Annotated in this window: 13 protein-coding genes; 7 read left to right on the top strand and 6 right to left on the bottom strand. The window is 71.4% G+C overall.

Annotated features, from left to right (window positions below; genetic code table 11):
- Positions 1 to 13: 13 nt before the first annotated feature.
- The gene (locus ABD331_RS31660) at positions 14 to 1,021 is read left to right on the top strand and encodes an ABC transporter permease (protein ID WP_344482594.1); all 1,008 of its coding nucleotides are present in this window, start codon (positions 14 to 16) and stop codon (positions 1,019 to 1,021) included.
- 9 nt (positions 1,022 to 1,030) lie between these two features.
- Positions 1,031 to 2,095, top strand: coding sequence for a rhamnose ABC transporter substrate-binding protein (rhaS, locus tag ABD331_RS31655; protein WP_344482591.1), 1,065 nt, complete (start codon positions 1,031 to 1,033; stop codon positions 2,093 to 2,095).
- Between the two features lie 93 nt (positions 2,096 to 2,188).
- Here the strand turns inward: rhaS and ABD331_RS31650 are convergent, their stop codons facing one another.
- The gene (locus tag ABD331_RS31650; protein ID WP_344482588.1) at positions 2,189 to 3,109 is read right to left on the bottom strand and encodes a carbohydrate kinase family protein; all 921 of its coding nucleotides are present in this window, start codon (positions 3,107 to 3,109) and stop codon (positions 2,189 to 2,191) included.
- Positions 3,110 to 3,232: 123 nt separating this feature from the next.
- Here ABD331_RS31650 and ABD331_RS31645 point away from each other — a divergent pair, with 123 nt between their 5' ends.
- From ABD331_RS31645 to ABD331_RS31630, 4 genes are all read left to right on the top strand, one after another.
- Positions 3,233 to 4,216, top strand: a complete 984-nt coding sequence (locus ABD331_RS31645; protein WP_344482585.1) for a sugar ABC transporter substrate-binding protein — start codon at positions 3,233 to 3,235, stop codon at positions 4,214 to 4,216.
- 2 nt (positions 4,217 to 4,218) lie between these two features.
- Positions 4,219 to 5,190, top strand: a complete 972-nt coding sequence (locus tag ABD331_RS31640) for an ABC transporter permease (RefSeq protein WP_344482582.1) — start codon at positions 4,219 to 4,221, stop codon at positions 5,188 to 5,190.
- On the top strand, positions 5,187 to 5,996 hold the full coding sequence (locus tag ABD331_RS31635) for an ATP-binding cassette domain-containing protein (RefSeq protein WP_344482579.1): 810 nt from the start codon (positions 5,187 to 5,189) through the stop codon (positions 5,994 to 5,996). The genes ABD331_RS31640 and ABD331_RS31635 overlap by 4 nt, the downstream gene beginning before the upstream one ends.
- A 100-nt stretch (positions 5,997 to 6,096) precedes the next feature.
- Positions 6,097 to 7,095: a LacI family DNA-binding transcriptional regulator gene (locus ABD331_RS31630; protein WP_344482750.1), complete on the top strand. Its 999-nt coding sequence runs from the start codon at positions 6,097 to 6,099 to the stop codon at positions 7,093 to 7,095.
- A gap of 348 nt (positions 7,096 to 7,443) precedes the next feature.
- Here the strand turns inward: ABD331_RS31630 and ABD331_RS31625 are convergent, their stop codons facing one another.
- The 4 genes from ABD331_RS31625 to ABD331_RS31610 form a co-directional block, all read right to left on the bottom strand.
- Positions 7,444 to 7,941, bottom strand: a complete 498-nt coding sequence (locus ABD331_RS31625; RefSeq protein WP_344482576.1) for a hypothetical protein — start codon at positions 7,939 to 7,941, stop codon at positions 7,444 to 7,446.
- 225 nt (positions 7,942 to 8,166) lie between these two features.
- Positions 8,167 to 9,846 carry a PQQ-dependent sugar dehydrogenase gene (locus ABD331_RS31620; RefSeq protein WP_344482573.1) on the bottom strand — a complete coding sequence of 560 codons (1,680 nt, stop codon included), beginning with the start codon at positions 9,844 to 9,846 and terminating at the stop codon, positions 8,167 to 8,169.
- A 108-nt stretch (positions 9,847 to 9,954) separates the two neighbouring features.
- Entirely contained in the window at positions 9,955 to 10,788 is an 834-nt protein-coding gene (locus ABD331_RS31615; protein ID WP_344482570.1) for a PIG-L family deacetylase, read from the bottom strand.
- A gap of 91 nt (positions 10,789 to 10,879) precedes the next feature.
- A complete protein-coding gene (locus tag ABD331_RS31610) occupies positions 10,880 to 12,295 on the bottom strand; it encodes a tetratricopeptide repeat protein (RefSeq protein WP_344482568.1) in 1,416 nt (471 codons plus the stop codon).
- A 110-nt stretch (positions 12,296 to 12,405) separates the two neighbouring features.
- Here ABD331_RS31610 and ABD331_RS31605 point away from each other — a divergent pair, with 110 nt between their 5' ends.
- Positions 12,406 to 13,227 carry a DUF1206 domain-containing protein gene (locus tag ABD331_RS31605; RefSeq protein ID WP_344482565.1) on the top strand — a complete coding sequence of 274 codons (822 nt, stop codon included), beginning with the start codon at positions 12,406 to 12,408 and terminating at the stop codon, positions 13,225 to 13,227.
- Positions 13,228 to 13,328: 101 nt separating this feature from the next.
- On the opposite strand, the gene ABD331_RS31600 is transcribed toward ABD331_RS31605, so the two are convergent.
- Entirely contained in the window at positions 13,329 to 14,321 is a 993-nt protein-coding gene (locus ABD331_RS31600) for a glycerophosphodiester phosphodiesterase family protein (RefSeq protein ID WP_344482562.1), read from the bottom strand.
- Positions 14,322 to 14,348: the final 27 nt, after the last annotated feature.

Raw genomic sequence — 14,348 nt, 5'->3', positions numbered from 1 at the left:
GGAGGGCATGGTCATGGCTGAGCGCGCGGCCCGGGTCCGCTCCGTCGTCGGCACCTGGGACGCCGCCCTGCTGGTGGCGCTGGTCCTGGTCGTGGCGGTGGGCGCGATCACCGTCGAGGGCGTGGCCAGCCCGCGCTTCTGGCGGTTCGTCACCCTGGAGGTCATCCCGATCGCGCTCATCGCGCTGCCCATGACCCTGGTGGTGATCACCGGCGAGATCGACCTGTCGGTGGCCAGCATCCTCGGCCTGACCTGCACGGTCATGGGCCAGCTGTGGCTGTGGGGCATCTCGTCGCTGCCGGTGCTGATCGCCGTCGCGCTGCTGCTCGGCGCGCTGCTGGGCGCGGTCAACGGGGTGTTCGTGACCGCGTTCGGGCTGCCGTCGCTGGCCGTCACGATCGGCACGCTCGCCCTCTACCGGGGCCTGGCGTACGTGGTGCTCGGCGACCGCGCGGTGGCCGACTACCCGCCGGAGTGGACGACGGGCGCGATCGGCGCGATCCCCGGCCTGACCATCCCCTGGATGATCATCGTGGTGGCGGTGCTCGCCGTTGTCTTCGGCCTGGTGCTGCACGCCACCCCGATCGGCCGCGGCCTGTACGCGATGGGCAACAACGCCGAGGCCGCCCGCTTCACCGGCATCTCCGTGGCCCGCACGAAGTTCTGGCTGTTCGTCGCCACCGGCGCCATGTCGGCGCTGGCCGGGGTCTTCTGGACGTTGCGTTACGCCAGCGCCCGCGCCGACAACGGCAACGGCCTGGAGCTGGCCGTGGTGGCCGCCGTCCTGCTCGGCGGGGTGTCCATCTTCGGCGGGCGGGGCGGCCTGATCGGCGTGATCGCCGCGGTCGTGCTGCTCGGCACCCTGCGCAACGCGTTGCAACTGGCCTACGTCCCGGCCAACACCCTCACCATCATCACCGGATCGCTGCTGATCGTCTCCGTCGTGGGACCCAACGTCGCCGGCATGCTGCGCGAACGATGGCGCAGGCGACGACCCGCCACCCCCCTGCCCCAGGAGTGAGGACACACCATGTCAAGAATTCGAGGAGGCCGGGCCGCCGCCCTGGCGATGCTCACCGCGTTCACCCTGGCCGTCTCCGGTTGCGCCGGTCAGGAGGCCGCCGCCCCCACCGGTCAGCCGGCCGCGAGCGGCGGGGCCAAGACCATCAAGGAGGGGCTGAAGGTCGCCTTCCTCCCCAAGCAGGTCAACAACCCGTACTTCGACGCCTCCGACAACAAGGGCGGCAAGGTCGCGGTGGAGGAGTTCAAGGGCGTCTACAGCCAGACCGGCCCGTCGGAGGCCAGCCCGTCGGCGCAGGTGTCCTACATCAACACGCTGTCGCAGCAGGGCACCGACGTGATCGTGGTCTCGGCCAACGACAAGGACGCCATCTGCGGCGCCCTCCAGGAGGCCCGCACGGCCGGCGCCAAGGTCGTCACCTACGACTCCGACACCAACCCGTCCTGCCGTGACGTGTTCATCAACCAGGCCAGCGCCGAGGGCATCGCCGCCTCCCAGATCAAGCTGATCTCCGAGGCGGTCGGGCCGGACGGCGGCGAGATCGCGATCCTGTCGGCGACGGCGAACGCGACCAACCAGAACGCCTGGATCGAGATGATGAAGACCGAGCTGGCCAAGCCCGAGAACGCCAAGCTCAAGCTGGTCGACACCGTCTACGGCGACGACGACGACCAGAAGTCCTTCCAGGAGACGCAGGGCCTGCTCGCCAAGCACCCCAACCTCAAGGGCATCATCTCGCCGACCACGGTCGGCGTCGCCGCGGCGGCCCGCTACCTGTCCACCTCCGAGTACAAGGGCAAGGTTCAGCTCACCGGGCTCGGCACGCCGAACCAGATGCGCGAGTACGTCAAGAACGACACGGTCAAGTCGTTCGCCCTGTGGAACCCGTCCGACCTGGGCTACCTCGCCGCCTACACCGGCGGCGCGCTGGCCTCCGGCATGATCGCGGGTAAGGAGGGCGACAAGTTCACGGCGGGCAAGCTGGGCGAGTACACCGTCGGCAAGGACGGCACCGTGCTGCTCGGCGACCCGTTCGAGTTCACCAAGGACAACATCGACGACTTCGACTTCTGACCGGCGGCCTCCGCCCTGGGCGCAGTCCTGGCGCGCCCGGGGCGGGGGCACCTTGATGCAGAGCTGGTGCGCCCGACGCGCGGGGAGTCCGGCTCAGAGCTGGTGCGCCCAGGGCGGGTCCGCGCCCGGTACTGAGCAGGTCAGCGCCGACACCCGGACCGCGTACTCGGCCGCCGCCACCACCGCCTCCAGGCCGAGCCCGTCCAGCCGCCCCCCGAGCAGACCCCGCGCCTCCAGGTCGTGCAGCAGCCCGGCCGTGAACGCGTCGCCCGCCCCCACCGTGTCCGCGACCCGCACCGGCGGCGCGGCGACCGTGGCCCGCTCGCCGTCCAGCGACACCAGCGCCCCCGCCGCGCCCATCGTGACGACGACGAGCCGGGCGCCGGCCTCGTGCCAGCGGTCGCACGCCTGCTCGGGCGGCACGCCCGGCAGCAGGAAGGCGAGGTCGTCGTCGCTCAGCTTGAGCACGTCGGCGAACCCGCACCACCGCTCCACCTGGTAGTCGTCCTTCGCGGCCAGGCTGGGGCGCACGTTGGGGTCGATCGAGATCGTGGCGTGCGCCGACGCCGCCCTGGCGAACTCCTCCACCGCCTCCCCGCCCGGCTCCTTGACCAGCGCGAGCGAGCCGGTGTGCAGGCAGGACGCGCCGCTCAGCAGGGCCGGGCCCAGCTCGCCGGGCGTCCACTGCCAGTCGGCCGTCCCCGAGGCGTAGAAGGTGTAGTCGGCCCTGCCCTGCTCGTCGAGGGCGGCGACCGCGAGCGTGCTGGGCTCGGCGGCCTCGACGCAGGCGGACAGGTCCACGCCCGAGGACGACAGGTGCTCGCGGAACAGCGCGCCGAAGACGTCGTGCGAGAGCCGGCCGAGGAAGCGGGCCCGCGTGCCGAGCCGCGCCAGCGCCACCGCCGTGTTGGCCGGGCCGCCGCCTGGCAGCGCCCGCAGCACCAGCTCGGCGGAGCCCGCCGGGGGCCGGCCGGTGAAGGTGTCGGCGACGCACTCGCCCAGCACAGCGATCATCAGGCGGGGGCCTCTCTGGGGGCATTGACGTTTTCCGGATCGGAGTTCATCATCACAGCACGGCCGATGTCAACGTTGACATATGTCAACGATGACATCATGTCCCCCCTGATAGGAACCGCCATGAATGCGAAGCTTCCGGCCGGACTCCTCGTCACCGCCCTCGTGCTCACCGCCTGCGGAGGCAACGGGCAGAGCGCCTCCACCGCCACCACCAAGGTCGGCCTGATCACCAAGACCGAGACGAACCCGTTCTTCGTCAAGATGAAGCAAGGCGCGCAGAAGGCCGCCCAAGCCGGCGGCCTGGAACTGATGAGCGCCGCGGGCAAGTTCGACGGCGACAACGCCGCCCAGATCACGGCCATCGAGAACATGGTCGCCGCCGGCGTCAAAGGCATCCTCATCACGCCGAGCGACACCAAGGCCATCGTCCCCGCGATCAAGAAAGCCCGCGACGCGGGCGTGCTCGTCATCGCCCTCGACACCCCCACCGAGCCGCAGGACGCCACCGACGCGCTGTTCGCCACCGACAACTTCAAGGCCGGCGAGCTGATCGGCCAGTACGCCAAGGCCGCCATGGCCGGCAAACCCGCCAAGATCGCCACGCTGGACCTGGCCCCCGGCATCACGGTCGGCACGCTCAGGCACGACGGCTTCCTGAAGGGCTTCGGCGTCCAGGAGGGCGACCCGTCCATCGTCTGCTCCCAGGACACCCGCGGCGACCAGGCCAAAGGCCAGACCGCCATGGAGAACTGCCTGCAGAAGGCCCCCGACATCAACCTCGTCTACACCATCAACGAGCCCGCCGCGCTCGGCGCGCACACGGCGCTCAAGGCCAAGGGCCGCGACAAGGACGTGCTGATCGTCTCCGTGGACGGCGGCTGCGCCGGCACCAAGGCCGTGCAGAGCGGGCAGATCGCCGCCACCAGCCAGCAGTACCCGATCAAGATGGCCGAGGAGGGCGTCAAGGCCGTCGCCGCGTTCGCCAAGAACGGCCAGAAGGCCACCGGCTACACCGACACCGGCGTCACCCTCATCACCGACAAGGCCGTCTCCGGGGTCGAGGCCAAGGACACCGCCTTCGGCCTGGCCAACTGCTGGGGCTGACCATGGCCGTGATGCAAGCGCCGCTGCCGCGCCGCCTGATCAGCACCCCCGTCGCAGGCCCCCTCGCCGCGCTGCTGCTGGCCTGCCTGTTCTTCGGCCTCAACACCGGCCAGTTCTTCACCGGGCCGAACTTCTCCCTCATCATCCAGCAGGTCATGGTCGTCGGCACGCTGGCCATCGGGCAGACCCTGATCATCCTGACCGCGGGCATCGACCTCGCGTGCGGCGCCATCATGGCGTTCGGCGGGATCGTGATGACCAAGCTGGCCGTCGAGTCCGGCCTGCCGCCGCTGCTCGCCGTCGCCGCCGGCCTCGCCGTCTGCGCCGCGTTCGGGCTGGTCAACGGCCTGCTCGTGACGCGGATCTCGCTGCCGCCGTTCATCGTGACGCTGGGCATGCTGAACGTCGTCTTCGCCCTGACGCACATCTACTCCGACGAGCAGACGGTGACCGGGCTGCCCGCGCCGCTCACGTTCCTCGGGCAGACGTTCCAGCTCGGGCAGACCAACGTCACCTACGGCTCGCTGCTGACGATCCTGCTGTTCCTGCTGTTCGCGTACCTGCTCGGCTCCACCGCGTGGGGCCGCCACGTGTACGCCCTCGGCAACAACCCCGAGGTCGCCCGCCTCACCGGCATCAGGACCGGCCGGCTGACCATCGGCGTCTACACGCTGGCCGGCCTCGTCTACGGCGTCGCCGCCCTGCTCCTGGTCTCCCGCACCGGCGTCGGCGACCCGCAGGCCGGCCAGACCGACAACCTCGACAGCATCACCGCGGTCGTGCTCGGCGGCACCAGCCTGTTCGGCGGCCGGGGCCTGGTGCTCGGCACGCTCGTCGGGGCGCTCATCGTCGGAGTGTTCCGCAACGGGCTGCAGCTCATGGGCGTGCCGTCCATCTACCAGACGCTCATCACCGGCGTCCTGGTGATCCTCGCGGTCGCCGTCGACCAGCTCTCCCGCAGGAGGACCCGATGAGCACCCCCGTGCTCCAGGCGCGCGGCCTGGTCAAGAAGTACGGACACGTGACCGCCCTCGACGGCGCCGACTTCGACCTCATGCCCGGCGAGGTGCTCGCCGTCATCGGCGACAACGGCGCCGGCAAGACCAGCCTCATCAAGGCCCTGACCGGCGCGCTGCAGCCCGACGCGGGCGAGATCAAGCTCGACGGCGAGCCCGTACGCTTCCGCGACCCCCTCGACGCCCGGCGGCACGGCATCGAGACCGTCTACCAGGACCTCGCGGTCGCCGCCTCCCTCGACATCGCCACCAACATGTTCCTCGGCCGCGAACTACGCAAACCCGGCCTGCTCGGCAAGGTCTTCCGGATGCTCGACAAGAAACGCATGCGCGAGGAGTCGGCCCGGCACATGGCCGAACTCAAGATCGGGCTCGGCTCGCTCACCCAGCCGGTCGAGTCCCTCTCGGGCGGGCAGCGGCAAGGCGTGGCGGTGGCCAGGGCGGTGGCGTGGGCGCGGCACGTCGTCGTCATGGACGAGCCCACGGCGGCGCTCGGCGTCAAGGAGTCCGGCCAGGTGCTCGACCTCATCCGGCAGGTCCGCGATCGCGGCACGCCGGTGGTGCTCATCAGCCACAACATGCCGCACGTGTTCGAGATCGCCGACCGGGTGCACGTGCAGCGGCTCGGGCGGCGGGTCGCTGAGCTCAGCCCTCGGGAGCACAGCATGGCGGAGGTGGTGGCCATCATGACCGGCGCGATCCAGGTCTCGGACGGCAAGTCGGTGGTAGCGGACCACGACGCCGCCAAGGCCATCGGCCTCTAACCCCCACTCCGCCCCCGCCCGCCGATCGTTCCTGACAGCGAGATCAGCTCCTGACTACAGATCGGCCTCTGACAAAATGTCTGGGATGCGGCGTCCGACGATGACAGATGTGGCCCGTGAGGTCGGGGTGACCGCCAAAACCGTCTCCCGCGTCCTCAACGACGAGGGCCCGGTCGCCGTCGAAACGCGCGAACGCGTCATGGAAGCGGTCAGGAAGCTCGGCTACCAGCCCAACCTCATGGCCCGCAACATGCGGGTCGGCGCCAGGGACGCCGCGATCGGCCTCGTCGTCCCCGAACTGGGCAACCCGTTCTTCGGCACCGTGGCGGGCGGCGTCGAGGGCGCGGTGCGGGCCCGGGGGCTGACGCTCATCGTCGGCTCCTCCGACGAGACGGCCGGCCACGAGCAGTCGCTCATCGCCACGTTCCTGGCCCGCCGCGTCAGCGCGCTCATCGTGGTGCCCGCCGCCGCGAGCGACCACCGCCGCCTGCGCGCCGAACGGGCGGCCGGGCTGCCGATCGTCTTCCTCGACCGCCCCGCCGTCGGGCTGACCGCCGACTGCGTGGTGAGCGCCAACCGGGAGGGCGCGCGGGCCGGCGTGGCGCACCTCATCGCGTACGGGCACCGCAGGATCGGCTTCGTCGGCGACCTGCCCGCCACCCTCTACACGCGCCGCGAACGACTCCAGGGCTACCGGGACGCGCTCGACGGCGCGGGGCTGCCGTTCGAACGCGCGCTGGTGGAGACGGGGCACGACCTGGAGGCGGCGGCCCGCGCCACCATGCGCCTGCTCGCGCTGCCCGACCCGCCGACGGCGGTGTTCGCGGGCAACAACCTGGCCTCCATGGGGGTGGTGGTGGCGCTGTCGCGGGCGGGGCGCAAGGACGTGGCGCTGGTCGGGTTCGACGACCTGCCGCTGGCCGAGGCGCTCGACCCGCCGCTCACCGCCGTCGCCCAGGACCCGGCGGCGGTGGGGGCCGCGGCGGCGGGGCTGGTGCTGGCCCGCCTGGACGGCGACCGCTCCAAGGCCCGCCGCACGACGGTGCCGACGCGGCTGATCGTGCGGGGCTCCGGCGAACTGCCCCCACGAACGCCGTAAGGCACACCGTGGTGGGCAGGGCGTGGTGGGCAGGGTGTTGACGCACGGTTCGGGCCGGGGCGCATTGAGCACAACGCGCTGGCTCGGAGCGTCGTGCCAAGTGCAGCCTGAGGCACATCGGCCCAGAGAGTTGCGAGGAGGCACGCGTCTTCAGGAGGGGACGGATGTGGCGGCTAACGCGATGTGGGACGGATCGCCGCGGTTATGGACGTCAGCCCTGACGCCGACGCTCGCCACCCCCACGCCTGAGCATCCGGAAGTCAGCCCCGCTCGCGACCTGAACGGAACGCCCCGAGCGGGGCCGGACGCTTGCTTGCTGGTTCGCGGATGGCGGCCTGAGGCCCGGGATCACCCGGACTGGGAGGCCGTCTGGGGGTAGGCCTCCAGCTTCAGCAGCCAGTTCTGGAAGCCGAAGTTGCTGCCCTGGGCGAGGTTGAAGATGACCTGAGGGCTCGCGTCACGCATGCTGTCGACGCCGGTCAGGTAGTTCATCGCCCGCAAGGTGGTGACGCTTCCCCACTCCTCGGCGCTCTGGGCGGTGGCGTAGCGGTGGTTGTCGCTCTGCGGGTGCCCGTTCTCGCCGCCGAACGTGATGTCGAGCATTCCGAGGGCGTCGCCGCCGCTCACGGGTCTGCCGACGAGCACCTCGGCGGTGAAGGTGGCCACCAGGATGCACCGTGGCGCGCTCGATCCGGGGCCGACCTTCCATGTGATCTTCGCGCCTGGCAGTTCCTGCCACTTGCCGGTCACGCTGGACTCGAACCGTTCCGAGCCCCACATCACAGCGATCTGCGTGGGTTGCGCACCACCGGAGAGGTACACCGGTGACTGGAGAACATCTGGCATGGCCCTCGCCTTTCCTCGTGTCGGATTGCGCTGAACCGGCCGACCAATCCCACCTCCTGTCATGACTGATTTTGACGTGGGTTGTTCAGTCTCACCCTCCGGCACATCACCGGCAGAAGCCATACCTCAGCAGTGGCCGATACCGGACACCACCGCAGGCGGGATGGGCGAGATGGGCGGGGTGCCGTGCCGCGTGCAGGCTGAGGAGTGCTGGGCGGTGGGGGGTCAGGTGCAGTCGTAGCCGGACGGAAGCTGGGTGTTGCCGCCGGCCCGGCTCGCCTGGAAGCCGAACGTGGTGCTCTGCCCCGCCCCCAAAGCCCCGTTGTGCGCCGCGTTCCGCGCGGTGACGGTCCCGCCGGACACGGTCAGCACCACGTTCCAGGAGCCGGTGATCGCGTGCCCGGCAGGCAGCGCGAAGGTCACCGTCCACCCGTTACGGGCAGAGGTGCCCGTGTTGGCGACGGTGACGGGCTGGATGACGTACCCGGTGCTCCACTGCGTCTGCGTGGTGGCCGTGGCCGTGCAGCCGCCCGGCGTGCCGCCGGTCGTGGTGGTGACCGTGACGGTGCCGGACACGGGGGAGAGGTTGCCGGCCGCGTCGCGGGCGCGCACCTGGTAGCGGTAGGTGGTGCCCGCGCTCAGGCCCGAGTCGGTGAACGTGGTGGTGGCGGACGTGCCGGCCTGCGTGAAGGAGCCGCCGGACGCGCCCGGCGCGCGCAGGATGTCGTAGCCGGTGACGCCCACGTTGTCGGTGGAGGCGGCCCAGGTCAGGGTGGTGGTGGCGGTGGTCGTGCCCGAGGCGGAGGGGAGGCCGGGGGCGGTGGGCGGGGCGGTGTCGGTGCCGCTGGTGGCCGGTGGGACGCGGATGATGCGGTCGTCCTGCGCCACCGGGGTGCCGCGGCCGTCGCGGTTGCTGGTGCCGAGCCAGAGCCAGCCGTCCGGACCGACCGCGACCGCGCGCAGGCGTCCGTAGGCTCCCTGAAGTTCGGGTACGGGCGTGCCCGCGCCGCCGCTCGACGTCAGCGGGACCGCCCAGACTCGCTGGCCGCGCAGCGCGGCGGCGAAGAGCGTGCCGTTGGCGTAGGCCAGGCCGCTGGGGGAGGCCTCGGCGGTGGTCCAGGTGACGATCGGGTTGCGGAAGGAGGTGTTCGAGCAGGTGCCTTCGCAGGTGGGCCAGCCGTAGTTGCCGCCCGCGACGATCTGGTTGACCTCGTCCCAGGTGTTCTGGCCGAACTCGGTGGCGTACATGCGGCCCTGCGCGTCCCAGGCCAGGCCCTGCACGTTGCGGTGGCCGTAGCTCCACACGCGGGAGCCGGCGAACGGGTTGCCGGAGGGGACGCCGCCGGTCGGCGTCATGCGCAGGATCTTGCCGGCGGGGCTGTTGAGGTTCTGGGCGTTGGCGCTGTTGTTCGCGTCGCCGGTGGCGACGTAGAGCATGCCGTCGGGGCCGAACGCGATCCGGCCGCCGTCGTGGATGGTTGCGCTCGGCACCCCGGAGAAGAGCACCGTCTGGGTCTGCGGCGCGCTGAGCTGGAACCTGACCAGCCGGTTGTCGCCGCTCGTGCTGGTGAAGTACGCGTACACCCACCCGTCCTGCGCGTACGACGGCGACACGGCGAGGCCCAGCAGCCCGCTCTCGCCCGACGCGCTCACCCCGCTCACCGTGGCGACCTGGACGGGTGCCTGGCCGGGCCGGACCTGCATGACGCGGCCGGTGTTCCGCTCGGAGGCCAGCGCGCTGCCGTCCGGCAGGAACGCCAGCGCCCACGGCACCTGCAGGCCGGTGACCGACACCTCCGCCCTGCCGAAGTCGAACCCGCCGACCACCTGGGCCTGCGCCGGTGGGACGCCAAGGCCGAAGGCGAGGAGAGAGACGAGCAGGGTCAGGATCACACGGGCGCGCATGACGGGCTCCTTGACCGGATCGGTACGAGCACCGTAAGACCCGCGCCGCCCGATCTCAACCGGTGCGCGGGCGGTGATCCGGCAAGCTGGGGCGCAGTGGTGAAACTTTCACCTGGAGGAGTCGCGCAGGCCCGCGAACAGATCGTCCTCGTGCTCGGGCGCGGCCACCTTGCTCAGCACCCGTTCGAACGCCTCGTGCGAGAACGCCTGCTGCTGCGCCTGCTCCGGCATGCGCAGCAGGAAGATGTTCTCCCCCTGGCTCTCGTGCGCGCGCAGCGCCTTGAGCTTGCGCTCGACGTAGGCGGAGACGTCGACGATGCTGGTCACCCGCTCGTCGGGGGTGCCGAAGTCGTCGGAGGGCGTGAAGTCGCCGAGGTCGACGCCGCTGTCGCGCATCAGCTCGAACATCCGCTTGATCGAGGCGCGCGGGATGGCCGTGTAGTAGAGCTTGTCGGGGATGCCGCTGCGCTCGACGGCCGCCACCGTGACGCGGTGCGTCTGCACGTGGTCGGGGTGGCCGTAACCGCCGCCGCCCGTCTCGTCGTAGGTGACCACGACCTGCGGCCGGTACTGCTCCATCAGCGCGGCCAGCCGGGCGGCGGCCGTCTCGACGGGCACGTTGGCGAACGCGTCGGGGTGGGCGTTGGTCTCCCAGCCGTCCATGCCGGAGTCGCGGTAGCCGAGCAGCTCCAGATGGTCGATGCCCAGGTGGGCGACCGACTCGCGCAGCTCGCCGAGCCGCCGCTGGGCCACCGCCTCGTCGTCGTGACCGGGGTCGCCGGGCTTGACGCCGCCGTCGCCGTCGCCCTGCTCGCCGTTGGTGCAGGTGACCAGGACGGTGCGGATGCCCTCCTCGGTGTAGCGGGCGAGGAGGCCGCCGGTGCTCAGACACTCGTCGTCGGGGTGGGCGTGCACGACCATCAGGGTGAGTTGCGGGTCCATGAGAGCAGAAACTACTCGGCGGCTCCGACAATTCCGGGCCGCGCCCGCTCACCCGCCCGGCCGGGCTCCGGCAATTCCGGGCCGCGCCGGCTCACCCGCCCGGCCGGGCTCCGGCGATTGCGGAGCGGGCCAGCTCGCCCGCCCGGCCGCGGGACACGGCCGCCGCCGCGCCGTCGCCCAGCGCGTCGGCCAGCGCCGCCTGCTTGAGCCAGTTGTACGGGCTGCACGGCCGCACGCTGATCCGCTCGCTCACCAGCACCCTGGCCACCTCCCGCCGCCCGGCCCGCAGCGCGGCCTCCAGCAGCGTGCGCTGCACGGCGTCGCGCTGCGCGTGGCTGCCGCCGAACTCGTTGACCCGGTGCCTGATCGGATGCAGCAGATCCACCACGGCCGCGTAGTCGCCGCGCCCGAACGCGACGAGCGCCCGGCACACCGGCAGCCCCACTCTGAGCGTCATGTCGTGGTTGGTGACTCCCGGACGCGGCTCGGCGACGTACGCCTCCCTGACCGCGATCAGCTTCTCCGCCTCACCGATGCGCCCGCATCCGACGTACGACATCACCGCGTGCATGTCGTTGAAGGCGTAGTACGGCTCCGCCACCCGCGCCGGCCACGCGTCGGCCAGCGCCCGCCACCGTTCGTGCTGGTCGGAGCCCTCCAGGTACAGCCGCCACAGCAGCGCCGCCGCGTCGAGCAGCTCCATGCACGCCTGCCCGTCGGCCAGCACGGCGTCGTAGACGGCCAGCACGCGCGGCACGTCGCCGGTCTCCAGCGCGTACAGGCACCAGTGCCACCAGTTGTGGATGTTGAAGAACGTCCCCGACGACCAGTCGGGCACCCGCGCGTCGAGGTAGCGCAGGCCGTCGCCGAAGCGGCCCTGCATCTCGTAGGTGTGCACCACCGCGTGGATGCCCCACACGTCGCGGCGGTTCAGCTCGACGGCCCGCAGCCCGACCTCCTCCGACCGGTCGTAGTGCCCGGCCTCCTCCAGGCCGAACGCGTACATGCCGAGCACGTGCCCGAAGTGCGGGTCGTCCTCGCGCCAGGCGGTCAGCGCGCCGCCGACGCGGTCGCGCAGCATGCGCGCGTCGCCGGTGAAGAAGTCGATCTGGTGCCCGGCGGCCAGCGCGAGCGCGTCGCGCGGATGCTCGGCGGTGATCTCGGCGAGCAGCGCCCCGCAGGTCAGGAAGTCGCCGCCGAGCAGCGCGGACACGGCGGCGAGGTGCGCCCGCTCGCGGGGGAGCAGCGCGCCCTCGTCGATCCTGCGCAGGAACGCTCCGAACCGGACCCGCGCCGTGCGCGCGTCCTCGACCTCGGTGGTCAGCAGCCCCAGGTACGCCGCCAGGACGTTGCCCATCGCGAAGTCGGGCGACTCCGCCAGTGCGGCGTTCGCCTCGGCGTCCACCTCGGCCCTGAAGTGCAGCAACTCGTCGATCGCGCGGTCGTAGTGCCGCACCGCCGCGGCACTCGCCCCCGTCATCGCGAGGCCGTGCTGGTCGTGGCTCACCGCACCACTGTAACCAGCCGCGTCGTCCCTGGCAGGCCCACCCCGATGCGTAGATCCGGGAATCCCGGGCACTCGGGTTGCTCCAGCAATACCTTTTTTTGGAGGAAACGGTGAATACCGCGCAACAGGCGGGACGCGAGGCCAGGGCAGCCACGCAGCGCGCGACGCGCAGCCGGCCGATGGCCGTGCTGACCCGGGTCGGCCTGGCGTGCCGTGGCGTGCTGTACGCACTGATCGGCGTGGTGGCCCTGCAGGTCGGGCTCGGCCAGGGATCCGGCGAAGAGGCGGACAAGGCCGGGGCGATCAGCACGTTAGCTCGGCTGCCCTTCAGCGAGGTGCTGTTGTGGATCATGGTCGCCGGGTTCGTGGCGCTGGCCCTGTGGCAGGCCTCCGAGGCGCTGTTCGGCGGCGGCGAGCCGTTCGAGCGGGCCGAGGCGGTCGCCCGGGTCGTCGTCTACGGCCTGGTCGTCTACACGCTGTGGAGTGTGATCACCTCGGGCAAGGCCGGCTCCGACGACCAGAAGTCGCAGGACGCGACGGCCAAGCTGCTCTCCCTGCCCGCCGGGCAGTGGATCGTGGGCGCGGTCGGGCTCGGCCTCATCGCGCTCGGCGTGTACTGGGCGCACCGGGGCGTCACCAAGGGCTTCAGGGAGGAGCTCGACCAGGGGCGGATGTCGCCCAAGGCCAGGAAGGTCATGGACCGGCTCGGGGTCGGCGGGTACATCGCCCGCGGGGCGATCGCCGGGATGGCCGGCATCCTCGTCGGCTACGCGGCGATCACCCATGACGCGGACAAGGCGGGCGGCATCGACGCCACGCTGCGGCAGTTCGCCGAGACCCCGGCCGGGCGACCGCTGCTCGTGGTCGTGGCGCTGGGAGTGCTGCTGTTCGCCGGGTACTGCTTCGGCGAGTCGCGCTGGCGCCGTACCTGAGAACTAGGCCGAACGCTTCGACACGACGGCCCGTCCCATCGACGGGTCGTCGCAGAACGCGCCGTCGACGCCGAGCTCGAGCAGCCGCGACAGCCAGCCCATCACGTTCCCCGTCGCACGCGGGTAGACGGGGCTGGCCGGGTTGCCGAGCCGGTAGTCGGCGGGAAGCTGCGAGTTCTCGTTCCGGATCGTCCACACGTGCACGTCCAGGCGCCATGCGCGTCCGCCACGAGCGTGGTGGGCGCCGTCGTCGCGCCTGAGGCGTCCACCGGCACGACGCGCCTGGTGTCCACGCCGATCCCGCTCGCGTACGCGGCGACCTCGCGCAGCCCCTCCGGCTTGACCATGTCGTCGTAGGTGCGCGTGCTGCCGGCCGCCACCCAGTCGTAGGGCGCGCCGCCGAACGTGATGAGCTGGATCAGCGGCAGCCGCGTCCTGCCGCGCAGCTCACGCAGGTTCGCCGTCTCGAACGACTGGATGTACGCCTTGCGCACCCGGTACCGGTTGAGCACGTCGAGCAGCGGCTCCTCCAGCGACAGGCCGATGGAGTCGAAGTAGGTGGGGTGCTTGGTCTCGGGGTAGACGCCGACGCCGTGCGCCAGCGCCAGCTTCACGACCTCCTCGAACGTCGGGATCTCGGCCAGCCCGTCGAACGCGGTGTTGTCGGGCCGCAGGTCCGGCACCCGCTCCTTGGCGCGCAGCGTCTTCAGCTCCGCCAGCGTGAAGTCCTCGGTGAACCAGCCGGTGACCGGCCGGCCGTCCACGGTCTTGGTGGTACGGCGGCCGGCGAACTCGGGGCGCGCGGCCACGTCGGTGGTGCCGGAGATCTCGTTCTCGTGCCTGGCCACCAGGACGTGGTCCTGGGTGGAGACGAGGTCGGGCTCGATGTAGTCGGCGCCCATGGCGATGGCGGCCTCGTACGACAGCAGCGTGTGCTCGGGGCGGTGCGCGGAGGCGCCGCGGTGGGCGATCACGATGGGATCCTGGGCGCGGCGCTCGGCCGTGGCGGTGGGGGTCTGGGTCAGCACGACGGTGACCGTACCGCCGACCAGGACCGTGGACAGCATGCTCGCGAGTAACCTGCGCATCGTCATGCGCGCACCGTAGACCTCGAAGGTGGA

Source organism: Nonomuraea monospora (assembly GCF_039531895.1).
In the GTDB taxonomy this organism is placed as follows: Bacteria; Actinomycetota; Actinomycetes; order Streptosporangiales; family Streptosporangiaceae; genus Nonomuraea; species Nonomuraea monospora.
Note: the sequence above shows the minus strand (reverse complement) of the source record. Positions and strands in the feature narration are given on the sequence as shown.